Raw genomic sequence first — 22,978 nt, 5'->3', positions numbered from 1 at the left:
TCAGGCCTCCGCGAGGGTGTCGGCGTACTCGGCGAGGTGTTTGTCGAGTTCGGCGAGCCACTGCGCATCGACGAAGGCCTTGATCACCCTTCGCACCTCGAAATGGCCTTCCTGCTTCGGGATTCGGCGGACGAAGCCGAGGTCGATGGCGCGGCGCAACGCGGTCTCGACCTGGTCCGCCGCGCGGGCCTCGTTGGTGGTCTGCGGCAGGAATGGCGACATCATCTCGACGATCTGGGCGTCGGTCAGGATCAGTTTGGCGCCGGCATCGGTGCTGTCGAACTCGGCGAGGCGTTTACGCAGCAGCGCGATCAGCAGGCTGGTGTGCAGCGAGAGTTGATGGCGCGGAACAAGTCTGGGGATGCCGCGCTCGGCGAGGTCGTCGTCGGAGCGGGACCGCAGGAACGCATACCCCTCGGCCTCGTCGATCATCACTGTCAGTCCGAGGGTGGCGACGTAGTCGCTGACCTGGGCGGAGAGACCGATGATGTGCTGCCACACCGCCTCGTGGGTGTCGCGGTAGACCACGCCTTTCATCAGTGTGGTGACGGCGAGTGGGAGGTTGAGGTCGTCGCGGGCGATGGGTCGGCTCATCGGGATTGGGCTCCAATGCTGGCACGGGTGTAGATCACGCGGGGGATACGTGCGGTGCGTTCGGTGCCCTCGTCGTCGATCCAGGAGACGGTGTCGGTGGTGTTCTCGTCGAAGGTCTTGGCGAAGGTCTCGTCGGTGAGTGACAGGTAGGTGACGAGTTCGGCCAATCCCTGGCTCAGCGGGGCTTCGGCCACCACCTCGGACAGGGTGATCTGCGGCTTGCGGCGCAAGACCTTTCGGACACCATCGATCAGCGGCAGCGGATCGACGTGGATCTGCTCGTACAGCGCGTCCGCGGAGCCGTCCGCGTGGCCGGCCTCGACGCCGGAGGAGTCGACCGCCGCCGACGCCGGCTTGCGGTACAACGGCCGCTCCATCGGGAGACTGACCGCAGGGGTGGCGGCGTCCATCAGATGGCTGAACGCGTCGGTTCGCTGATCCCGCACCCGGATTGCGGTGGACTCGATACTGCGCAGCAGATCCATCACGCGTCGGTTCTCCAACCACACCTGGTCGTCGAGGAACCGGCGTAGCTGTTCGGAGAGTTGGCGCACGGTGGCCTGCGCGCGGCCGCCGGCGTCGAGCCAGTCGTGATGCACCCGGCCGAGGCGTGGGTCGACGCCCGACAGTTCGTCGAGCGACTGCACGCTCCGGATGAGTTCGGTCAGTTCGTCGAGGCGGTCGGCCGAGAGCAGCAGGTCGTAGAACGCGCGGAAACTGCGGCCCTGATCGGAGTCACTGATCAGGTTGCGGCTGCCGACGATCTCGTCGAGCAACTCGCCCTTGGTGCCGTTCCACGTCGCGATCCGTTCCCGCATCTCCCGGTCGAGTGCCCGGAAGTTGGCCTCGACCTCCCGGAAGTCCGAGAGCAATGCGCGAGCGGTATCGGCGAACTGTTGGTAGCGGTCGCTGCGGCCGGTCGCGTCGAGGACGTGGATGTCCCCGCGTTCGACCGCGGCGATCTCGGCGTCGATCTCTGCGCGACGTCGCCGCAGTTCGGCAAGTCGGATCTCCGGGTCGGTCTCGGTGCCATAGACGATCTGCCGCAGCAGGTCGAAGACGGTGTTCAGCCGGGATTCGGTGCCGACGAATCCGCGTTCCCGCAGCGCGGCCACCCAGGCGACGGCGCGTTCGACGGCGGGTGTCGCGTCATAGTGCGGGTCGTCGCTGTCGGCGACGTAGTACTTGCGCAGCCAGCCGGTGTCGGCGGCCGACCAGTCGTCGAGGTAGGCCTTTGCCGACTTGGGATACGTCCCCTCGCCGAGGCGCTGGTTGAGGGCGTAGAGCTCGTCGTCGAGCAGGTCGATGAGCGCGGGAGCGGCGATCTCGCGGACGTTCTCCTCGACAAAGACCCGCCCCAGAAACGCCAGCACGAGGGGAGCGTTGTCGGCGCGCAGCAACCGCCAGGCGGCGCTGGTGGCGCGCACGGAGACGATCTCGTCGTACTGCATGGCGCCACCATAGCGAGGGGGTCCGTCAACTTTCGGCAGGGCGCTCCGAGCGCTGCGGTTCGGCGAATGTCTGCAGCCCGGTGCTGATGTCACGCCAGTCATCAAGTTTCCCTTGCGACACATCAAGCACAAAGGTCTCGGTGTCTTACGTCGAAATCTGTCAGTGAGCTCGGCTACTTGAGACGCTTGTTCAGTTCGGCCGATTTCTTCGCTATCCGGTCCGCGAGGTCGGAGACTACACCGCGAGAGTCGCCAGCGGCAGTCAGCGCGGCCTCCAGTACAAACTGTTCCACCGGGATGTTCCGACGGAGTGCCGCTCCCAGGATCTGTCGGTATTCGTCGTCGCTGAAGGGAACAGTGAGCGATGGCATGAGTCAGGGATCCAGCGGTTCGGCGTGCTCCGGCGCCAGCATGTCAGGCGAACCGGACGTTGTCGAAGTACTCGGAGTGCCCGTTGACCTTGGCGCTGACATCGTGGTCCTTGATGTTCGGGAACTTCGAACCAAACCCACGCAGCCCGACGGCAACGCTGCCGGCCTGAGCTGCCGCGAACGCGTATTTCAGGACCGGATCATTGGCCGAGTGGTAGTTGTGCACGGCATCGATCACAGAGTCGTTGAGCGGTCGCCAATCTCCTTTGCGTCCCTCGGCTGCGCCGAGTAGGTGGACGGATTCAATGGACGGCGCCGATTTGCTGGTCGCCAGGGTTTCGGCGGCGGTGATCATCGCACGACCACCCAGGCTGTGGCCCACGAGGATGAACTTCTCGGCTTGCGTGTGGGCGATGATGCCGGCCAGGGCGACACCGGTTCTGTCGGCCCGGACCATTGCTGTGTGCCAAGGATTCTTGGCCAAGTCAGCTGCCAACATGGCCGGTGCAATGGGACCGAGTTTCTTCGCTGCGGACTTACTGGCCCGTGCTGCCGCGCCCGCAGCCATTCCCGCAGCTTGTTTGACGCCGACGTTCTTCACCAACAATGTTGAGAGTGCCGACAATTCTTTGCTTCCCCAATGGAGTTGGTAGATCGGCGAATCGGGGTACCGCTTGGCGACAGCTGCCATGGCGGAACCCCAGTTCATGTCTTTCTGGGTCATGAATCCGCGGGCGACCACGACGGGCGTGCCGGTACCGCTGCGAAATTTGTTGATGTGGAAGGACTTGTCCTCGCTGACGTATGCGTTTGTGACGCTGGCGCCGAGCGCGGATCCGAGTGCAGCGCCGACTGCGGCGACGACGTAGGTGCCGCCGACCATGCCGAAGCCGCCGGCAGCGACAGCGCCGCCGCCCAGAAACGCGAGTCCGTAACTCGCCGCGGCTGCGCCGCTGTAGCCGGCGAGGGAACCGATGGCGCCACCGATCGCCGGGGCGGCCATGAATCCACCCGTGGCAACAACACCCGCGGCCGCGGCGCCGACCATGGCGATCTTGGAAGCTCGCGCGAAGTTGGTTCGCTCGAAGATCTGCAGTTGCTGATAGTCCTCGAGGTCGTTGACCTTGTCGGATGCTCGCTTGAAGCTGGGTATGTCATGGCGGTGCTCGGCGCAGAATCGCGGTGCGCGTACCGCACCGAACTTGCGGGTCGCCATATGCGCGCATCGGGGCGCAGCGCAGGGTGTCGTCGGTGTCCCGCAGGTTTCGCACAGGTACGTCAGAGCCGTGGTGCGGCCGCGCACCCGTCGGTGCCGACATCGGGTGTAGCAGCCAGAGCACCAGCCGTTGCGCTCCTCGGTGGTGAGCGAATCGATCAGCTCGGCAATTGCTTTGGCGGTTTTCGCGTGCGCATCCGCCTGCTTGCGATGACTTTTCTTCTTCTCCGGCAGTTTGTACTTCCGGAATTGCTTCTCGTGCTTTGCGAAGGCCCAAGCGTTGTGGACAAGCGCCGGGTTGCTCATCATGGCGTCGTCGCCCTGAACTGTCGGCTCGATCGTCTCGAGTGTGCCGGTGAGATTGAGCTGCAAGCCCATCGGTGAGCGCAGATCACAGACCATTCCGTCTCGATCCGGCGTATAGGTGATTGTCGCTGGCATACTCACTCCACCTCGAAGCCCGACTCATCGAAGCCGAGCGTGTTCGCGTTCTCCCGCACCGTTCGTTGCGTCGACTCGTCGAACCCGTCCGGCGTCGTCGCGGTGATCTCGATCCGCACCTCGACAGTTGTACCGGCGGCCACCGACAAGTACTGCAGGATCTCCTGCTGGATGGTCGCGAAGTCGCGGGCGGGGAAGTCGGTGTCGAGAGTCGTGGATCCCCAGTAACGAGTTGCACGCCGGTCCGGGCTCGGCGTCGGTCCGGGAGTCAGAGTTGGGACGAGCGTCGGACCGGGAGTCGGTGGTTGGGGTTCCGGTGGATTGATGTCAGCGATCTCCGCCGCGCGCTGCTCCTGGGCCACATCGGATTTGACGATCAGGGCGGAGTCGGCCAGGCGCGGGTTCCCGTCGTCTCCGGGCAGGACCAACCCGACGTAGCGTTCCTTGTCCGCGTCCCATGCGTCGGCGAAGGCGAAGCCGTTGGTGGTCCACGTGGTGTCGTTGAACACCGACAGCAATCCGTCGATGAGCGCATCTCGATCGCGGAGCCGGGTCAGGTACGGATAGGTCGCGTACAGGCCGTACAAATCGCCGACACTGATCCGGCCCGACATCCATGCCGAAGCAAGCGGACCCGTCAGGTCCATGTTGATCAGTGCAGACGATCGCGTGGTCGCCAGCAGGCTGTTGTCCCGGAGCTTCTTGCCGGTACGTTCGATGATGTCATCGGTCGTGCCGCCGGTGTTCAGCGTGTCCAACGAGTATGTCGCGGCATCGGAGGCTTGGACCGGCATGATCGTCCAGATGAACGTGTCGACGAGACGGTCGGCGACCACATTGTCGGCCTTGACCATTCGCGACTCGGCCTGTTTGGTCTGCTGTCCACCGAGGCCGAGCGGGTCCGCATTCTGATGTACGTAACGCCATGCCAGGAACTCCCGCACCGCCTCGTCGAGTTCACGGGCGCGCTTCTCGTCGGCTGCCAGGAAGACCAGCGAGTTCTTGAACCCGCGATGACTCGTGCCGCGGTGCTCGAGAACATCTCTCGACCACGCCATGGCCGCCGAGTTCGCGGTTCGCGCGGCATGCGTGTGTTCCATCGGGACGACGACGAGTCGGGTTGCGGCCTCGTCGGGCACGTCGGCGGAACTGCCGGGGCACACATGCACGCCGACGAAGCTCGCGTCGTGTGATGCGCGGCGCACTTCGTCGAGCCGGTGTTCGACCTCTGCCCAGACATCGGCTTTGGGGAGCCCTGCGGCGTGATCGCGGGCGGCGCGAGTCGTATTCGCCTGACTGTCATACCAATAGCGGGCCGCGTCGGTGTACAGGTAGGTCGCGCGGTTGGCGAGGTGATCGAGTGCTGAGTGGAAATTGCCCGGGACATCACCCGGGACGGCGGTGCCCAGAAAGATCCGTGGTTTGTCGACGCCCTTGTGTGCGGTGTGCAAGGTGGGCGTTGCACCCATGAACACCGCGCGAGCGAGCCGCTGGGTGACCCGCCGTTTACCGAATAGATCGTGGTCCTTGTCGATGGCGTAGGGGACCGAATCGGCGCCCGCGACATCGGTGTTGAGGATAGGCCGCCAGTTGTCATCGAGGTACTGGCTGATCTCGGTGATGACCGAATCTTTGTCCAGGGGCACCGACGACGGCAGGATCAACGGGCCGGCGTCGTCACTGCGCCACAGGGTTCCGACGATCTGATTCATCATCCGCAGCACGCCACGGGTTCGCTGGAACCGGTCGAGCGTCGACCAGTCCTCATAGAGTCGATCGAAGAGCTCTGGATGAATCGGATAGGACTGTTTGATCCGGTCGATGTACGCGGGTTCGAGTGCTTCGCTGGGGAACTCGGCGCCATGCTTGCGGTAGTACTCGACGAGTGTCTTGGCGATCGAGCTGATCTTGGCCAGTGTTGTACCGTCGGGTGCGACGAAGATACGGCGACGAACGATCTCGAAGCTCTCCTGGGGGTTCGCCGGTAGCCAGTGATCGGCTGTCCGTCCGACAATCGACTTGAGGCGCGCCAATGCCGCGCGGCCGTTTTCGCCGCCGACCTCTTCGTCGTTGATCTCGTCCTGGTCGGGCCGGTTGTCATACGATGCCGGGATCGAGATGACCACCTGAATCCCCTTGGTGGCCTTGGCTGCCTCGGTCAGCGTCTGGGCGAAGGTGAACTGGGTGTCGAAATCGCCGGCCGGGAGTCCGGACACGTTGACGAGTTGTCGTGCGTACGCGACCCATTCGTCGATCAGAATGACTGCCGGCGCATAGAGTTCGAATAGTTCGCGTAGTGACGCACCAGGATTGGTGGAGGTGCGGTCGGCGTCGGCGACGATCTCGTAGGCCTCCTGGCCGCCGAGTTGCCACGCGAGCTCTCCCCATATCGTCCGGATCCCCGGACGTCCGCCGACCGTACTGACCTTTGACGGTTCCATCTGGTTGCCGACGAGCGCTACTCGCCGAACGCTGGCCGGCAGATCGTCGAGCGACCTGGCGATGGCGGCGACCTCATCGGTGTACGACGTGCTGGGACGGCCGGAAGCGAGGTGCCAGAGAGCCAGCATCGAGTGTGTTTTGCCGCCGCCGAAATTGGTCTGCAGGTTGACCACCGGTGATGCGTTCATGTCCCCGGTCATTCGCCGCACGTTGCGATCGACGAGATCTCGTAGACCTTGGGTGAGGTAGGTGCGTTCGAAGAACTGGACCGGATCGGAGTATTCGCCGGCGTCCTTGCCCTCGGCCACCGTGTACAGGTCGGCGGCGAACTCGGCGGCGTTGAAGTTGTCGCTCGCCACGTCGGGATGCGGGCTGAGGATCTCTCGCCACGGCGGCAGATTCTCGCCACCGACGGAGGCGAGGTCGAGTTTCCGAGCGGCTTGGGTATCTTCTCGGTCGGCGGCGACCCGGCGTAGGTCGACTCGCATGGCCCGCACCTGTTCGGCTTCGGTCGGCGCGTTGATCGCCTTGAGGAATCGCTCGCAGGTGTCGAGGGTGCGCTGTGCGTCGTCGTTGTCGAACGAATCCATGTGTGCGAGTCGGTTGCGGGCTTCGCGTAGCTCGGAGGCGTAGCTCTGGTGCACACGCGAGAGCTTGTCGCCGATTGGATACCAGCCCTTGCGGATTGATCCAGTGACATTCTCGGTGACCATCCGCAGACCATTGGCCGGGTCGTCGGGATTGTAGGTCTTGTTCGACGACGCACCTTTGCCTTGGTCTTTGGCACGGAGCAGGTCGAGCCAGGTGCCGTTGGGGAGATCGGCGTCGATGACCGAACTGATGAATCGATTGAGCGCCGGCCCGAGAAGCTCCATTGCCCTGTTGATCCGGTCCCGGTTGCTGAGCGCCATCGCCTGCCTCTCCGCGTCGTTGATGTACACAACTTGTTGTGTACGACTCTATTCGCTACCGAGTTTCGGGTTGTGGAAAGGGGGATTGACGATTCTGACATCGATGCCGCCGGCCATAACCACGACAATTGATCACTCCAGCAGCGTTGGCTGCCAGGACGCCTCGGGTGCCTGACGGGCGATGTCGTTCCAGGCGGCCCCGAGCCCGTTGAAGTCGACGGCGAGCTTGGTCTTCTTCTTGTCCTCGGACAACTTGAACAGCAGGTGTGCGAGTTCCTTGCAAAGATCCCAGTCGACGTTCCGCGGAACGCGCCCGAGCAGCGCGGCCGCCGCGGGAACACCGTCGTCGGCGAGCACACGAGTGAGGTGCATGACGACCTCCCACTGACTGATGTCGGTGTCGTCGGACGGGTCGTAATCGGCCGGCATGTCCGACGGAGCGATCAGTGCCGCCTTGCCACCTCCTTTGGTGAGGATGCCGGCACGGGCGAGGTGATCCAGCGATGCTCCGCGTGCGGTGGCAATGGATTCAGCGTCCCCGAACTTTCCGGTGTCGAATCCATTCTGACGGAACCATGCCAAGGCGAATCGTGTCTCGCTGTCGAAGTCGTTTTCCAACTCGGTGAGGACCTCATCGAGGATAGCGTTGATCCGCTGAAGTGCTGATCGGACAGTCATTTTCGATCCATCGTCCTCGAGCACCGCGCTGTAGCGCGAGAACACCGCCATGCCGGGGCCGATCGCGGCCTGCGGCAGATCGACCGGTGCGATCGAACCCTGTTGCAGTTCACGGAGTTTGGTTGGAAGCTCGGATTTGAGTGCGGCGAGGAAACCTCGACGGTCGGTGCGGGGAGCGTTTTCGGGGCGCGGACGACACGCCAGGACGATGGAGGATGCGAGCGCGTTGGTGCCCTTGGCCAGCATGCGATTGCCTAGTTCCGATCGCAACGGCCACGTTCCGGTGATGGACCAGCCGGAGCGAATCATACCCTCCAGCAATGTTTCCCAACCTGTCGACGATTCGCCTCCGAGCGCCGTCTCCTGCTGCTTGAAGGCGTAGTAGACGGTGATCGGAAAGTCGGGTAGCGCGGTCTCGCGGGCGCGGCGGAAGACCTCGCGGAAGCCGTCCTCGAAGAACCTCTGCGCGCCTTCCTTTCCGTTGTGCCGATACGGATTGGCCACGAGCTCTTCGTCTTTCGGTACGAGCATGGTGGAGAGGATGCTGGGGTGGACGTCGCGGAGTGATCGACGGAGCCAGACGTAGAAGAAGTCGGACAGGTCGGAGTAGCCGATGTTGTCGTAGTAGGGCGGGTCGGTGGAGATGAGACCCATCGGCTCCGTCTGACGTGCCGATTCCTGACGAACTGCGCCAATTGTTGTGGCGGACAGATTGTCAATAGCTTTCGGAACAAAGCGAAGAGTGGGCGTCCAACCGCCCGCCGATGCGCTTGATATATTGGCTTCAGCAAAGTCCCAAACCATCGGAATTGCTTGCCGCGCAAACAGATGACCGACTTGCTCCTTGCCGGCATCGGGGCGCCACTGGCACAGCGCATTGAGGTAGTTGCTGTAGCGACTGACAATCAAACCCAAGTATGTCGCCACCGCATCGGCATACGCTTCGGCGCCGACTCCGCCATCGTCGAGACGGGCATCGCGCGACAGTCCGGCCGCGAGCGCATCGCGCACAACCAGTTCTCGGGCTTCGCTGACAAGATCGCTGAACGTCGTCAGCGCCGTGAGCTGGCGTGGCGTGAAGAGCGATGCGAAGGTGGTCATTCCGTAGTTCGGGGTCTTGAAGTCTCTTGGATTCGCGGGCAAGACTCCGTGAGGAGCATTTATCGGACGCGTTACGTTGGCTGCACTCACGTGCTCGTCTGTCGCGGCGAGATATATTCTTCGCCGATCACCCTCGGCAACCGTCGCCATGAGCTGAGCTCCCATCCGCCCGGCGCGGCCTTCGGCGCGGATAAATTTGAGCTCAACCGCAGCTCCACACCGCACACACGTCGCCCCCGTACGCCCAACGGTCCCATCGGTTTCCGCAGTCGGCGCGTCCTTTACGTCGTGTCCGATCTCGAAATGCACGCTCTTCCCATCGATCACCGGAACGACGTAGGCCTCCTTACCCTTCTTCTTGCCCAGCCACCACGACCGCACGAGTGGCATCTGAATTCCGCAGGCGGGATTGGGGCAAGTCACGGTTCGTGCCCAGATCCAGGCGATCACGGTGGCTTTCGTGCCATTGGGCAACGTGGCCTTCGGATACAGGTGGCCGATCCGCTTCTCCGCTTCGTCGCGCATCCATTGCCCGTACCGTCGCACATCTTCGGCGAGGCCCGTCGCGCGTGGCCAATTCTGGATCGTCTCGTCCGCGGCGCCGGGAAACACCGGGGGCTGTCCGGCGAACTTGGGCGGTATCTCGATGAGTGCCTTGTTGATCAGCACCGCAACGGGATTCAAGTCCGATGCGTGCGCCTCGAGACCGAGCCGCTGCGCTTCGAGTGGGATGGTGCCGCCGCCGGCAAAGGGGTCGAGGATGGCTGGCGGATTGCCGTCGGTGGACTCGAGGATCTTCTGGTGCGCTTCGCGCAGCAGATCCTCGTCGTTGGAGTTCTCCCACACGACGAGTCGCTCGATCAACTCGTGGAGCTTCTTGCGCGCGAGCGTCTGATCCTCTTCGGTGGGATAGAGGTCTGGGCGTGCGGACGGATCATCGACCAACTGCGCGAACAGGACGGCACGGGCGGCCGCCAGCGGGCGGCGCGCCCACCACAGATGCAGCGTCGACGGATGCCCATGCCGAATCGACTTCTCGCGAGCCGACTCCTTGTTGATGACCTCGAGCGGCAGGCTGACCTCGATCAACTTTCGCTTACCAACGTGTTGTGTACCGCTGGACATGTTCATCCTCTCGAAACGCGCGTAGCAGTTCACCATATTGCACAACATGGTGTGTGACCGAGCGGAGCCGGGCTAATGCGCCGGAATTGTCGGACCTCTCGGGCATCATCTCGGTTCGTGGCCATCACGAAGGAAACGAGGCAGGTGCTCGGCGGAGCACACCGACGACCGGGGGGTTCCGTCGAAGCGTCAGAGGGGGATCGGTGTCAGACGTCGAACCTGGCGATCAATTCATCGATTGGTCTGCGGATTCACGGTTGCCGGCGACATGGAGGGATGAATCGACCAGACGTCATATTCTCGACGGAGAGGTCGACGGTTCGGGTGGACATCGCCCGGGCGCCGGTCGACCGGGCAAGTCGGAGTTCCCGGACGGCTGGAGCGACGATCGGATCATGAACGCGATCGCCCTGACGGTGCTCGACCCAGCATTCGATGTGACATACGGCGGACGTCGTTATCGAGTCCGCATTGTCGACGAAGTCGTGGTCGAGACCACCGCGTTCATCGACGGCGAAGTGGAGCAATTCTCCAAAGCGTTTCCGCTGTGTGGTGCGGGGGTCATCCGGAACGGCGACGCGGGGCCGACACCAGTGGGCCTGATCACGGACCGTCAGCGCCGCCGATTCACCAAAGGGTCGGAGTAGCATGAGGCGCGTGTCTTCCGACGTGATATCCCGGCAAGCGCGGATCGGTGCGCTCTACGATGCTGTGGCGTCGGCCGTGGACATCCCAGACGAGGACGTGTGGCCCGGTGTCATGCGGGCTGCCGATCCTGAAGAAGCGCTATGGGTGCTGATCTCCATCGCTGGTGACCTCGAACGGTACGTGCCAGACGGCCTGGCGAACCGCATCGTGATTGAACTGCCGCGGTTTGGCGCCCTCGTCGACCGCGTGCGCGCGGAGAACGATTCACGCGCGATCGGCTGACACGCGGCGCGCGTCAGTGCGGAGGCTTTCCTTTCGCCCACACCTTGTCCCACGCCATCTGTACGCCGGCCACATCGGTGCCACCCATCTCGAACCGGTGAAAATAGTCGGTGAGATAGCGGACCTCGTCATACTGGGGGCCACGGTCGCTGACCTTCACGAGCGCAAGGCGGTGGTGAGATCCGGTGTTCCGCGCGTGCAGCACCTCGTTGAAGGTGACGAAGAAGTGCTCGGCGCCCTCGATGCGGCCTTTGACTTCAATGAAGATCGTCGGACCGCGGACTCCCTTGGTGTCCGGGCACGGCACCGACCGAATGTCGTAGCCCTTGTTGTTGTGCGGCATCTCTTCCGGCTCGCGGCCGAGCCCGATTTCCGCGGCGAGTACGGCGTCGACTGCGCGTCGGTCGGTGACTGTCGTATCGCGGGCGAAATCCGCGACCGTCCCGCCCACCATGCCGGCCGGAATCACCAGCATTGCTGCGGTGAGTGTCGGCGGTCGTGCGGTCAGCATCGCATCGCGCGCAAGTTCATCGGACCGGATCGTCAACCGATGCTCGAGCTCCCGGGCCCGGCTCGCCAGGCGCTCTGGCGATTGTCGGTTCCGCCGCGCTCTTGTGTGTCCCGCCGCCTGGACCTCGCGCAGCCGCGCGGCCTCACCGTCGAGATAGTTGACCTGACTCACCAGCCGCGCCCGCACCGCCGTCTTGGTCTTCTCGATGGTGGGCAACAGTCGCTCTCGAACCTCTGCGAGGTGCTCCGGTTGGGCAACACCGGCGGCCCACGTCATCGCGCGATCGGTGAGAGCGCCGACAATCCACGGCTGCGCCATAGCGCGTTCTACGGCATCCACCGCCTGCGGAGGTGCGGTCGAGAGATCGAGATGCGGTGCCGGTCCGGCATCGATGACCGAACCGTCGGCACGCAGTTCCACGAAGCTGAAGCGCTTGCTCACCACCCGTCGGTGCCCGTCAACGACCTCACCGGTCATCGCAAGCAGCACATACGGTTGATCGCCTGGGTCCAGGTGATCAAACAGCACCGTGCCGGAGGCCAACGCAGCTTGGTTCTGCTCGATAGTCACGTCCAGCGTCGCGTCGAGCAGCGGATGTCCGGGCGCGAGGAGCTCAGCGCGTTTGCCGTCCTGACCGGTCACGGCATCTGGCTCAAAGGTCACCCGTTCGTAGGCTGACACCACAGGTCTGCTGCCGTGCCCATGGTGGGTCGGTCGAAGTCGTAGCGCTGCAGGAACATTCGTGATCTGGTATCGGTCCTTTTCGCGACGACTCAGACGTCCGCCGAACGCGTCGAAAGCGTCCGCAAAGAACTTCTCGATGTAGTGCGGCTGCAGACGTCTCGCAGTGGCTTCATCCATCTCGCGGCGCAGTCGATCGAGCTCCAACGGTCCCAGTGTCTCTTTGGCCAGTGCCCGGCCTTGCACCAGATCCGCACATCCGTCGGCAACCTGGGCATCGACGACCCGCTCGATCTCCTCGATCCGTGCCGGATCGTCGCCATAGCGGATGGCATCTATCAACAATGTGCGTAGCGGCTTTTCCGCGAACGCATCCCCGAGAACATCGAACAGCTTGCCGCCGTAAGCCTTTCGCTGCTGCTCCATCTTCTCCAGCAACCGGATGTAGACCTGACCCTCGCGGGTCTCGTCGGCGACGATGTTCCACAGCCGACACACGTTCTGCTGGCCGATCCGGTGTATCCGACCGAACCGTTGCTCGAGACGATTCGGATTCCACGGCAGGTCGTAGTTGATCATCAGATGTGCGGCCTGCAGGTTCAGGCCTTCGCCGGCGGCATCGGTGGCGACGAGAACCTGCCGGCGCGGCTCGTGGGTGAACATCTCGCGCACCGCAGTGCGGTCGGTTCGTCGAGTGCCGCCGTGAATGGTGAGCACCGCGTCGTCGTCGCCGAGGATGTTGCGGATCTGACGGACCAGATAGTCCAGGGTGTCGCGGTGCTCGGTGAAGATGATCAGCTTGCGGGGAGAGCCATTGTTGTCACGCAGCAGGTTTCGGTCAGTGAGAAGAGTGCGGAGTTCACCCCATTTGCGGTCGTCGCCGCTGTCGCGCACAGTCCGGGCGAGTGTGACGAGGTCGTCGAGCAGTGCGATTTCGACGTCGAGTTCGGCAACCGTGCGAGCCGCGGTTGCGGCGTCAACCACCTCTTCCTCGAGACGTTCGTATTCCTCCGCGCTGTATTCGTCTGGATCGTCGAAGTCATCGGAACTCGGTAGGCGGAGTCGTTCTTCGACGGGCGAAAAGCGTCCCGCGGCCATGTCCGTACGTTTTTTGGCGAGTCGTTGCCGGCGTCGCTCCAGACTGCGGAGGATGGCATGGGTGCTCGACGCGAGCCGGCGCTGCAGGACGGTGAGGGCGAACCCAACGGTTCGGCGTTGCGGTGAATCTGATTGCTGGTCAGCTCGATTCATCTCTTCGCGAACGTAGTGGGTGACGGCCTCGTAGAGTTTGTGCTCACCGTCGGACAAACGGTAGGGCACCGTTTCGGCGATCCGTTCCGGAAACAGTGGCTTGCCGTCGAAGGTGAGGAGTTCCTCCTTGACCATTCGCCGCATCAGACCCGTCGTATCGGTGCTGTGGGCGCCACCCCGGTATTGGCCCTCGAATCGGTCGGGGTCCAAGAGTGCGAGAAAGGCCTGGAAGTTCTCCTCGCTGCCCGAATGTGGGGTCGCCGTCATCAACAACAGATGTCGACTGATCGTGCCCAGCAGTTGCCCCAGGACAAATCGTTTGGTCTTGCGCAGTTCGCCACCCCACCAATTCGCCGACATCCGGTGGGCCTCATCGACCACCACCAGGTCCCATTCGCTGGCCGCCAATGCGCTGGTGAGTTCGTCGTCGCGGGCGAGTTGGTCCATGCGGGCAATCAAGAATGGATGTGCGGTGAACGGGTCGCCGTCGAGACTAGCGTTGATCAACTCGCGCGTGAGAATCGTTGCCGTGATACCGAACTTGGCATCGAGCTCCTCCTGCCATTGGTCGACGAGGCCGCCGGGCGCGACGATCAGCATCCGGGTCAGGTCGCCGCGCAGGATCAACTCCTTGGCGTACAGGCCGGCCATCACAGTTTTGCCTGCGCCCGGATCGTCGGCCAACAGGAACCGTAACGGACTGCGCGGCAACAACTCTCCGTACACCGCCCGGATCTGGTGGGGAAGTGGCGAGATGTCGCTGGTGGCCACCGCGACCATCGGGTCGTGGGCGCCGGCCATGCGAATGCGCAGTGCTTCGGTGGCCAGTTTGAGCGCGGCAGGATCCGCGTCGAACGTCCAACCGACTGCGGAATCGTCGACGACAGTCACGCTCGCCAAGTCGTCGGTGTAGAGCATTTCCTCGGAAAAGGTGCCGTCACCGTGGCGCAGGACGAGCGATGCCGCGGCGTTGCCGACCGGTGTGACCGAGACGACCGTGACCGGCGCCGGCCATCGTCCCCGCAGCCTCGTTCCTGCCGTGAGGTCGGTCATTTCCACAGGTCATCCACCGTCCACTCATACACATCTTGTTGTGCAGACAATACGTTGTGTGTCGGACAGATTGGGGACGTGCCAGCGCGTGAACGAGGATCCCTGGACTGGGGGACCTACGGAGACTCGTTTGGGCACAGGCTGGCCAAGATTCGGCGGTTGCGCCACTTGTCGCAGCAGGAGCTGGCGGTGCGGTGCGAGATGCACCACAACCAGATCTCCAATCTGGAACGCAATACCAGTAACCGGGATCCGTATATCGCCGATCCGAAGCTCTCGACGATCTACCGCCTCGCCCGCGCGCTCGATGTGCCGCCCTCGCTTCTCCTGCCGGATCTGAACAGGCGTGTGCAGCGCCAATCACCCGAACAGGCAACGAACAGATCGCTGTCTCAGGTCGAGGCCGAACTCGAGCGGTTGGTGCGCGACCTCGGCGCCGACTGACACGTCAGCGCGCCGCCAGTGTCCGCATAGTGACGTCGGCCATCTCCCGTTCGCCGAGCGCATTCGGGTGCACGGTCACCGTTTGCACGTCACTGATCAACGGCTCGACCCAGCGCACGCCCTTCGGGCGGCAACTGTCGTGCCCGACGGAGGCGGCCGCGACATCGACGTAGGTCACGCCGGTCTGGGCGGCGGCGCGACGGAGTGCGTCGTTGAGCGTGGCCTGGATGCCGTGGGTGTAGGGGAGGTCACCGGGCGCCACGGGGAAGCCCGGGCACGGTTGCGGGGTGGTCGGGGCGATCCACGGGTAGTTGACCACCGCCACGCGGGCGCGCGGAGCGTGCTGACGGACGGCGGCGAACGCGCGCATGAGTCTCGGGTAGGTCTGGGTCTGGACCTGGTGGCTGGTCGAGGTGCCGTACCGCTGCTGGCATGGCGCGTACGCTCCTGGTGAAGTAATCGCTGCCGCAACACATTTGGCGACAGTGGTGCCGAAGATGTCGCCGTCGTTGCCGCCGATCATGAAGGTCACCAGCCCGGTCCGCGGCGACAACGCGTCGAGTTGTGGTCGCAGCCCGGGGTATTGGGCGCGATAGAAGTCATCGGTCTTGGCGCCGCCGCAACTGACGTCGGTGAGTCGCATGCCGGATCGGCGGGCGATCAGGTGCGCGTAGTTGACGTTCGACTGCGCGCACTGCGAGTAACTACCGGGTGCGGCGGGCTGAACTCCCGATCCGGCGGAGTAGCTGTCACCGAGGTTGACGTACTCGACGGCGGTGGCGGGCGGTGCCGCGGATGCGACAGCGGCCGATGTGGCGGCGACGGCTCCCGCGGCCAGAACCGCGGTCACAAATCTGCGGACCGATGTGTTCAGTTTCACCATCGAGATATAACACAGATCACATTCCAGGCAAGGTGACAGACCAACCAGCGGGAATCTTGGCATTTCCGGGGAAGAACGTCGATGCAGTGGTAGGGAGATGTCATGGTCGAGTATCTGAAGCAGGCGAGTTTCGTCGGCGTGCGCAGTCTGGACGAGGCGGAGCGGTTCTACGGCGGCACGCTGGGTTTGGTGCTGCAGGACGTGCGACCGTTCGCGCTTGTCCACGAGACCCCGACCACGCAGTTGCGGATCACTGCCGTCGAGGAGGTCCGTGCCGCGCCGTACACCGTACTCGGTTGGGTGGTCGACGACCTCGACCGCGAGGTCGACCGGCTGACCGCGGCGGGCGTCTCGTTCAACCGGTATGACGGCATGGATCAGGACGACCGGGGCATCTGGACCGCACCCAGCGGTGCCCGGATCGCCTGGTTCCTGGACCCGGACGGTAACAACCTCTCGCTGCAGGGCTGAAGCGACGCGGCGTACGGATCTGACCGACGCAACCCGCCTCGGCACCATCGATTCGGTTCTTCCCCCTGAAATGTGAAGATCCCCCGGTCGCACGCCGTGCAACCGGGGGATCTTCACGAAAGCGGGGGAAGAAGCGTTTCAGCTCAGCTGTGGTACGGCTCCGCGCTGACCAGCGTCACCTTGACGAGGGCGCCCGACGGGACGCTGTACTCGCGGGTCTCGCCGACCTTGGCGTCGATCAGTGCGGCGCCGAGCGGGGAGCTGGGCGAATAGGTCTCGATGGACCCGTCCTTGGCGCTCTCCTCGCGGGTGGCGATGAGGAAGGTCTCGGTGTCGCTTTCGTCACCGTCGTAGTAGACCTTGACCACCGAACCCGGCAGCGCGACACCCGACTGGGTGGGGGCTTCGCCGACCTTCGCATTGTTCAGCAGCTCCTGCAGCTGACGGATGCGGGCTTCCTGCTGGCCCTGCTCTTCACGGGCCGCGTGGTAGCCGCCGTTCTCCTTGAGGTCGCCTTCTTCGCGACGCTCGTTGATCTCCGCAGCAATGACCGGCCGGTTGGCGATCAGCGCATCGAGTTCACCCTTGAGGCGCTCGTGCGACTCTGGGGTCAGCCAAGTCACCTGTGTGTCGGTCATTGGTCACTCCTTTGTGGTGTCCGCGCCCAGGCCTCTTTTTCACCTGGGCATATGGACTGCTCTAAATGCAGCAACACGACCCCTCGCGGAGCCGTGTATCAATACAGGATACCAGTCTGTGAGAGCTATGGCACATCCGCATTGTCGGCACCTGCTGCGGCGAGTGCTTCCTGGTAGCTGGGTTCACGTTTCTTCAGCCATCCGCACACCACATAGGTGATCGGCATGATGACGATTTCCACCAAGGTTTTCCAGAGGAAACCGACGATGGTGTAGTTGAGGAAATCGCCCCAGGTCGAAATGCCGAGGGCAGAGGCGGCGATCGCGCAGAACACCACGGTGTCGCCGAACTCGCCGACGACAGTGGACCCGATCAAACGCGCCCACAGACGCTTCTCACCGGCCCGTTCCTTCATCTTGACCAGCACAAACGAGTTCAGGAACTCGCCGACGACGTAGCCGGCGAGACCGGCGAGGAGGAACTGCGGAACCACCCCGGCGACGGCCTTGAACGCGTCCTGATTCTCGTAGAACGGGGCGGCCGGCAACTCGATTGTCAGCCAGAAACAGATCGACGCCAAGAGCAGGATTGCGAATCCGGCGAGGATGGCGCGGCGCATCGCCCGAAATCCGTACACCTCGCTGATCACGTCACCGAGCACATAGGCCAGTGGAAACAAATAAAAGGCACCGTCAGTGACCAGGCCATTCAGCTGAATGGGCCCGAGGGAAAGGTGTAGCCAGTCGTCGAACAACAGGACACCCTTGGTGCCGGTGATGTTGCTGATCAGCATCACCCCGACGAACAGCGCCATCAGGTACGCGTAATACGGACTGGTCACTCTCGCGAAGACCGCCCGGGGACGCGTGGGGAGTGTCACGTCGCGGGTTGGGTCAGATACGGCGGAACGTTCATGGTGCAGCCGAACACCTCACCGATCACCGGCGGTTTCGACGTGGTCACCTCGGTCCGCATGCCGATCTGGGTCTGGGTACCGCCCGGGATCAGGATCTCCCGGCGGCCCGTCTCGTCACCGTCCTTGGATCGCCCGCGGACCACGCATACCGCAGGCTCCGACGGATCCTTGCGGGTCACCGTGAGCTGCACCGATACCGTCGACGGATTGAGGATCTCGTACGCGGTCGCCTCACCTGCGACGTCGGGGGTGGCGAACTTGGTGTAGCCCAGCCAGGCGAGCGCCACTCCGACCACCACGACGAGGACCGACAGCCCGACGAACCAGCGCCGCCGGCTGCCCGCCGACTGTTCCGCGGGGTAGGACGCGCGCGGACCGCTGCGCGGGGCGCCCGAGGCGGCGGGTGTCGCGGTCCCCCCGTCTGAACTGTTCACGCGTCAATACCTACCATGGGAGGAGTACCGATCCGAAGGTGAGGAAGCGTGACCGAAACCCGTGCTGGAGGACCCCACGCCGGTCTGCGTCTGATGGCGGTCCATGCCCACCCCGACGACGAGTCGAGCAAGGGCGCCGGGACGATGGCCAAATACGCGGCCGAAGGCCACGACGTCCTCGTGGTCACTCTCACCGGCGGCGAACGCGGCGACATCCTCAACCCGGCGATGGATCGGCCCGGCGTCAAAGACCGGATGAGCGAGATCCGCAAGGAAGAGATGGCCAAGGCCGCCGAGGCGCTCGGCGTGCAGCAGATGTGGCTGGGTTTCGTCGACTCGGGGCTGCCCGAGGGTGACCCATTACCGCCGGTGCCCGAGGGCTCCTTCGCCGCGATCGACATCGAGGAACCCATCGAGGCCCTGGTCAAGGTGGTCCGCGAGTTCCGTCCGCACGTGATGATCACCTACGACGAGCACGGTGGCTATCCGCACCCCGACCACATCCGCGATCACGAGGTCTCGGTGGCCGCCTTCGAGCGGGCCGGCGATCCCGACGCGTACCCGGGCACCGGTGAACCGTGGACGGTCTCAAAGCTCTACTACACGCACGGGTTCATCAAGGACCGCATGGTGCTGTTCTCCGACGAATTCGAGAAGCACGGCCAGGAAAGTCCGTTCAAGGAGTGGCTCGAACGTTGGGAGCGCGATCCCAGCCGCGGAGACCTGATGGGCCGGGTCACCACCCAGATCGAGTGCGGAAAGTACTTCCCACAGCGTGACGAGGCGCTGCGCGCGCACGCCACCCAGATCGACCCCAACGGAGTATTTTTCGCGGTGCCGTCGGAATGGCAGCAACGTCTCTGGCCCACCGAAGAGTTCGAACTCGCCAAGACCCGGGTGAAGACGTCGATCCCGGAGACCGATCTGTTCGCCGGAATCGAGGAACCATGAATCCGATGACGATCGTCACCGTGCTCGCCGCGCAAGAACCGGAGGGCCCGGAGTTCGGCAAGGCCTCACCCTTCGGCCTGTTGATCATCCTCGTCCTGCTGGTGGCCACCGCGTTGCTGATCCGGTCGATGAACACGCAACTCAAGAAGCTGCCGAAGACCTTCGACACCGAGCACCCCGAAGCCGACCAGGCCTTCGACGAGGGCACCGATTCGTTTGGCGCCGAATCGGGTGCGGCGTCCGATGGCGATGCGGGGTCGAACCCGAACAGCGAGGTGCAGGCCGATGAGCGAAAGTCAGCCGGAACCTGACCGGTTGTCACGCAACGCTTTAGGGGACGCGACCAGTCCCTATCTGCGGCAGCACGCGGACAATCCGGTCCACTGGCAGGAGTGGACCGACGAGGCGCTGGCGCAGGCCCGTCGCCGGGACGTCCCGGTCCTGCTCTCGATCGGCTACGCCGCGTGCCACTGGTGTCACGTCATGGCACATGAGTCCTTCGAGGATGCCGCCACTGCCGCGATGATGAACCGAGACTTCGTGTGTATCAAGGTCGATCGCGAAGAACGTCCGGACATCGACGCCATCTACATGAACGCCACCGTCGCCATGACCGGCCAGGGCGGTTGGCCGATGACCTGCTTCCTCACCCCCGACGGCGATCCGTTCTACTGCGGCACCTACTTTCCGTCGACGCCGCGGGGTCAGATGCCGACGTTTGCGCAGTTGATGGCCGCGGTCACCGAGGCATGGACCCAGCGTCGCGATCAGATCGACGCCATGGGCGCCAAAGTGCGGGAACAGTTGCAGGCCAACGCCGCCGCGCTCCCGGTGACCGACCTCGCCCTCGACGACCGGCTGCTCTCCTTTGCGGTGACGGCCGTCTTGGAGGATGAGGACCGCACCGCGGGTGGTTTCGGCGGGGCACCGAAGTTCCCGCCGTCGGCGCTCGTCGAAGGACTCATCCGAGCGACCGAACGAACCGGCGATCCGGCCGGGATGGAGGCCGCGCAACGCACCTGTGAGGTCATGGCGCGCGGCGGTCTCTACGACCAACTTGCCGGCGGCTTCGCCCGCTACACCGTCGACAACGACTCGGTGGTACCGCATTTCGAGAAGATGCTGTACGACAACGTGCAACTACTGCGGGCCTACGCCCACCTCGCGCGCCGCACGGGGGACCCGCTGGCCCGACGCATCACCGAGGAGACCATCGCTTTTCTGGACCGGGATCTCCGCGTGGACGGCGGATTCGCCTCGTCGCTCGATGCCGATGCCGCGGGCGTCGAGGGCTCGACCTACGTGTGGACGCCGGCGTCGCTGGTCGAGGTTCTCGGCGAGGACGACGGGCACTGGGCTGCAACGCTGTTCACGGTCACCGATGCCGGCACCTTTGAGCACGGCAGTTCCACACTGCAACTCCGCGCCGACCCCGACGACACACGGCGATTCGAGTCGGTCCGGGAACGCCTGTTGACCGCACGCGCAACGCGTCCACAACCCGCCCGCGACGACAAGGTCGTGACCGGCTGGAACGCGATGACCGTGACCGCCTTGGCCGAAGCCGGTGCGGGACTTGGCCGGTCGGACTGGATCGAGCTGGCCGCCTGGTGTGCAACTCGTCTGCTGGATACCCACCTCGTCGACGGAGCGTTGCGGCGATCATCGCTGGGCGGAAAGGTCGGACAGCCGGCGGCCGCCCTCGACGACCACGCCGCTCTCGTCACCGCACTGCTCACGCTGCATCAGGTCACCGGTGAGCAATCCTGGTGTGCGCAGGGATTGGCATTGCTCGACACCACCATCGCCCACTTCGCCGACCAGGATGAGCCGGGCGCGTGGTTCGACGCGGTCGGCGACGGGCTGATCACCCGACCGCGCGATCCCGTCGACGGCGCGACCCCCGCGGGTGCATCCCTCGTCGCAGAAGCGCTCCTGATCGCCTCGGCGCTCGCGCCGCTCGGGCCGGCCACCCGCTACGCCGAGTTACTCGATCGGACGCTCGCGCGATCCGCCGTGCTGCTGGCGAAACTGCCACGCTCGGCGGGACATTGGCTCGCCGTCGCGCAGGCGCGGGTGTCCGGGCCGCTGCAGATTGCGGTGGCACAGACCCCGGACAGTGTAGGCGAGTTGGCCGCTCACGCCTGGGCTGTGGCGCCGGGCGGCACCATTCTCATTGCGGGGGAGCGGAATTCGGTCCCACTTCTGGACGGTCGAGGCACGGTGAACGGGGTCGATGCCGCGTATGTGTGCCGGGGAACCGTCTGCGGGTTGCCCGTCGTCGACACCGAAGCGCTTGACGCCTCGCTGGTCGGATGACCGGGCGGGGACAGTTCACGATTCGCGACGGCGTCGCCGACGATGCCCGCGCCGTGAGTGAAGTGCGCTCCGACGTCGCTGCCGAAGGTCGGTGGCTCGGGACCGAGCCGCCGGTCGACATCGATCGGTCGATGCAGGCATACTTGGAGGTGCTCGCCGATGAGTCGTCGCACACCGTTGTCGCGGTGGATGATTCGGGATCGGTGATCGGATCGATCTCGATGTTCACCGTGCTGCCGGGGGTGACGACGTTCGGCATGTGGGTCGTGCGGGAGCAGCGACGACGCGGTGTCGGGTCGGCGCTGGTGTCGGCCGTGTTGGCGTGGAGCCGGGATCGCGGTGCGCACAAGGTGATCCTCGAGGTGTGGCCGCACAACGAGGCGGCCATCGCGCTCTACACCGCCCACGGATTCGTCCGGGAAGGTCTGCGGCCCAAGCACTATCGCCGACGCAACGGCGACCTGTGGGACGTGGTGGAGATGGGGTTGGTGCTCAGCGATTAGTGTCGAGTGCCGATTGCAGCACGGCGTCGGCGTTGTCGCGGATGATGCTGCGGGCCACGCCGGTGGAGACGCCGGCGACGTCGAGCAGCCAGATCCACGCCTCGATACCCGCCGTTGCCCGCAACCGGATCGCGGTGCGCTGCACCCGATCGCGCGACCACGGTGGACTCAGCACCGTCAGTGCATCGGCAAACCAGCCGATGGCCCGACCGCCGCGCAGCGGAGTCCGGTCGTGATCGTCGAGTGCGTTCCGCAGCGCAGCGCGTAGCTGCGGCTCCCACTTCGCGATCAGATCGAGTTGCAGATCCACGACGACACGCACCCGCGCCGCCACATCCTCGGCGCGGTCGCCGATGAACTCGGGCTTCTCGGCGACCTCCGGATAGCCGGCGGCGATGAGCGAGTTCTGGTCCGGGAAATATCGATACGCGGTGGTGCGGGAGATTCCCGCCAGGTGGGCGACCTCGTCGACCGTCGGCGACGGCGTCGTTTCCATGAGTTCGTGCAACGCCGCGACCAACGCTTCCCGCGTGCGTTGTTTCTGCCGTGCCCGACCACCGGCCTCGTAGGGGACCGGCCTTCCGGCCGCCAGGCCTCTCGACGTGACCACGGCATTACGGTACCATTATCCCGTGATGGGACTCCGATCCCATAAAAGGAGG

General features: G+C 64.4%; 19 protein-coding genes. 8 read left to right on the top strand and 11 right to left on the bottom strand.

Annotated elements, in window-relative coordinates; all coding sequences use genetic code 11:
- The 5 genes from AAFP30_RS20450 to AAFP30_RS20430 form a co-directional block, all read right to left on the bottom strand.
- The gene (locus AAFP30_RS20450) at positions 1 to 594 is read right to left on the bottom strand and encodes a DUF4194 domain-containing protein (RefSeq protein ID WP_419231843.1); all 594 of its coding nucleotides are present in this window, start codon (positions 592 to 594) and stop codon (positions 1 to 3) included.
- Positions 591 to 2,045, bottom strand: coding sequence for a DUF3375 domain-containing protein (locus AAFP30_RS20445; protein WP_419231842.1), 1,455 nt, complete (start codon positions 2,043 to 2,045; stop codon positions 591 to 593). Before AAFP30_RS20445 ends, AAFP30_RS20450 begins: the two co-directional genes overlap by 4 nt.
- Before the next feature lie 414 nt (positions 2,046 to 2,459).
- Positions 2,460 to 4,073: a DUF726 domain-containing protein gene (locus AAFP30_RS20440; protein WP_419231841.1), complete on the bottom strand. Its 1,614-nt coding sequence runs from the start codon at positions 4,071 to 4,073 to the stop codon at positions 2,460 to 2,462.
- A 2-nt stretch (positions 4,074 to 4,075) separates the two neighbouring features.
- Positions 4,076 to 7,426 carry a Swt1 family HEPN domain-containing protein gene (locus AAFP30_RS20435; protein ID WP_419231928.1) on the bottom strand — a complete coding sequence of 1,117 codons (3,351 nt, stop codon included), beginning with the start codon at positions 7,424 to 7,426 and terminating at the stop codon, positions 4,076 to 4,078.
- 132 nt (positions 7,427 to 7,558) lie between these two features.
- On the bottom strand, positions 7,559 to 10,330 hold the full coding sequence (locus AAFP30_RS20430; RefSeq protein ID WP_419231927.1) for a DUF1156 domain-containing protein: 2,772 nt from the start codon (positions 10,328 to 10,330) through the stop codon (positions 7,559 to 7,561).
- Between the two features lie 395 nt (positions 10,331 to 10,725).
- Here AAFP30_RS20430 and AAFP30_RS20425 point away from each other — a divergent pair, with 395 nt between their 5' ends.
- Together AAFP30_RS20425 and AAFP30_RS20420 are read left to right on the top strand one after the other, a co-directional pair.
- Positions 10,726 to 10,977, top strand: a complete 252-nt coding sequence (locus tag AAFP30_RS20425) for a hypothetical protein (protein WP_419231840.1) — start codon at positions 10,726 to 10,728, stop codon at positions 10,975 to 10,977.
- Between the two features lie 10 nt (positions 10,978 to 10,987).
- The gene (locus tag AAFP30_RS20420) at positions 10,988 to 11,260 is read left to right on the top strand and encodes a hypothetical protein (protein ID WP_419231839.1); all 273 of its coding nucleotides are present in this window, start codon (positions 10,988 to 10,990) and stop codon (positions 11,258 to 11,260) included.
- A gap of 13 nt (positions 11,261 to 11,273) precedes the next feature.
- Here AAFP30_RS20420 and AAFP30_RS20415 read toward each other — a convergent pair whose 3' ends face one another.
- On the bottom strand, positions 11,274 to 14,756 hold the full coding sequence (locus AAFP30_RS20415) for a helicase-related protein (protein ID WP_419231838.1): 3,483 nt from the start codon (positions 14,754 to 14,756) through the stop codon (positions 11,274 to 11,276).
- 78 nt (positions 14,757 to 14,834) lie between these two features.
- On the opposite strand from AAFP30_RS20415, the gene AAFP30_RS20410 reads away from it, so the two are divergent.
- Positions 14,835 to 15,200, top strand: a complete 366-nt coding sequence (locus AAFP30_RS20410; protein ID WP_419231837.1) for a helix-turn-helix domain-containing protein — start codon at positions 14,835 to 14,837, stop codon at positions 15,198 to 15,200.
- A 4-nt stretch (positions 15,201 to 15,204) separates the two neighbouring features.
- Here AAFP30_RS20410 and AAFP30_RS20405 read toward each other — a convergent pair whose 3' ends face one another.
- The gene (locus AAFP30_RS20405; RefSeq protein WP_419231836.1) at positions 15,205 to 16,083 is read right to left on the bottom strand and encodes an SGNH/GDSL hydrolase family protein; all 879 of its coding nucleotides are present in this window, start codon (positions 16,081 to 16,083) and stop codon (positions 15,205 to 15,207) included.
- Between the two features lie 102 nt (positions 16,084 to 16,185).
- Between AAFP30_RS20405 and AAFP30_RS20400 the strand changes: the two genes are divergently transcribed.
- Complete coding sequence (locus tag AAFP30_RS20400) at positions 16,186 to 16,554, top strand: VOC family protein (protein ID WP_419231835.1); 369 nt, start codon at positions 16,186 to 16,188, stop codon at positions 16,552 to 16,554.
- A gap of 143 nt (positions 16,555 to 16,697) precedes the next feature.
- Here AAFP30_RS20400 and greA read toward each other — a convergent pair whose 3' ends face one another.
- The 3 genes from greA to AAFP30_RS20385 form a co-directional block, all read right to left on the bottom strand.
- Complete coding sequence (greA, locus tag AAFP30_RS20395; RefSeq protein WP_419231834.1) at positions 16,698 to 17,192, bottom strand: transcription elongation factor GreA; 495 nt, start codon at positions 17,190 to 17,192, stop codon at positions 16,698 to 16,700.
- Between the two features lie 125 nt (positions 17,193 to 17,317).
- Positions 17,318 to 18,007: a queuosine precursor transporter gene (locus tag AAFP30_RS20390; protein WP_419231926.1), complete on the bottom strand. Its 690-nt coding sequence runs from the start codon at positions 18,005 to 18,007 to the stop codon at positions 17,318 to 17,320.
- A 62-nt stretch (positions 18,008 to 18,069) separates the two neighbouring features.
- The gene (locus AAFP30_RS20385) at positions 18,070 to 18,543 is read right to left on the bottom strand and encodes a DUF4307 domain-containing protein (RefSeq protein WP_419231833.1); all 474 of its coding nucleotides are present in this window, start codon (positions 18,541 to 18,543) and stop codon (positions 18,070 to 18,072) included.
- A 93-nt stretch (positions 18,544 to 18,636) separates the two neighbouring features.
- Between AAFP30_RS20385 and mca the strand changes: the two genes are divergently transcribed.
- Genes mca through AAFP30_RS20365 form a run of 4 tightly spaced genes read left to right on the top strand, consistent with a single transcriptional unit; the run spans position 18,637 to position 22,316 of the window.
- Positions 18,637 to 19,494 (top strand): mycothiol conjugate amidase Mca, encoded by an 858-nt coding sequence (mca, locus tag AAFP30_RS20380; RefSeq protein WP_419231925.1) that lies wholly within the window; start codon positions 18,637 to 18,639, stop codon positions 19,492 to 19,494.
- Entirely contained in the window at positions 19,491 to 19,805 is a 315-nt protein-coding gene (locus AAFP30_RS20375; RefSeq protein ID WP_419231832.1) for a hypothetical protein, read from the top strand. Before mca ends, AAFP30_RS20375 begins: the two co-directional genes overlap by 4 nt.
- Entirely contained in the window at positions 19,780 to 21,813 is a 2,034-nt protein-coding gene (locus tag AAFP30_RS20370; RefSeq protein WP_419231831.1) for a thioredoxin domain-containing protein, read from the top strand. Before AAFP30_RS20375 ends, AAFP30_RS20370 begins: the two co-directional genes overlap by 26 nt.
- Positions 21,810 to 22,316: an N-acetyltransferase family protein gene (locus AAFP30_RS20365; protein WP_419231830.1), complete on the top strand. Its 507-nt coding sequence runs from the start codon at positions 21,810 to 21,812 to the stop codon at positions 22,314 to 22,316. Before AAFP30_RS20370 ends, AAFP30_RS20365 begins: the two co-directional genes overlap by 4 nt.
- Here the strand turns inward: AAFP30_RS20365 and AAFP30_RS20360 are convergent.
- The gene (locus AAFP30_RS20360; protein WP_419231829.1) at positions 22,306 to 22,926 is read right to left on the bottom strand and encodes a TetR/AcrR family transcriptional regulator; all 621 of its coding nucleotides are present in this window, start codon (positions 22,924 to 22,926) and stop codon (positions 22,306 to 22,308) included. The genes AAFP30_RS20365 and AAFP30_RS20360 overlap by 11 nt on opposite strands.
- Positions 22,927 to 22,978 lie beyond the last annotated feature (52 nt).

Origin of the sequence: Gordonia sp. CPCC 205515 (assembly GCF_048537925.1) — a bacterium.
GTDB lineage: Bacteria > Actinomycetota > Actinomycetes > Mycobacteriales > Mycobacteriaceae > Gordonia.
The sequence above is the reverse complement of the archived record's forward strand: the minus strand, read 5'-3'. Positions and strand labels throughout refer to the sequence as shown.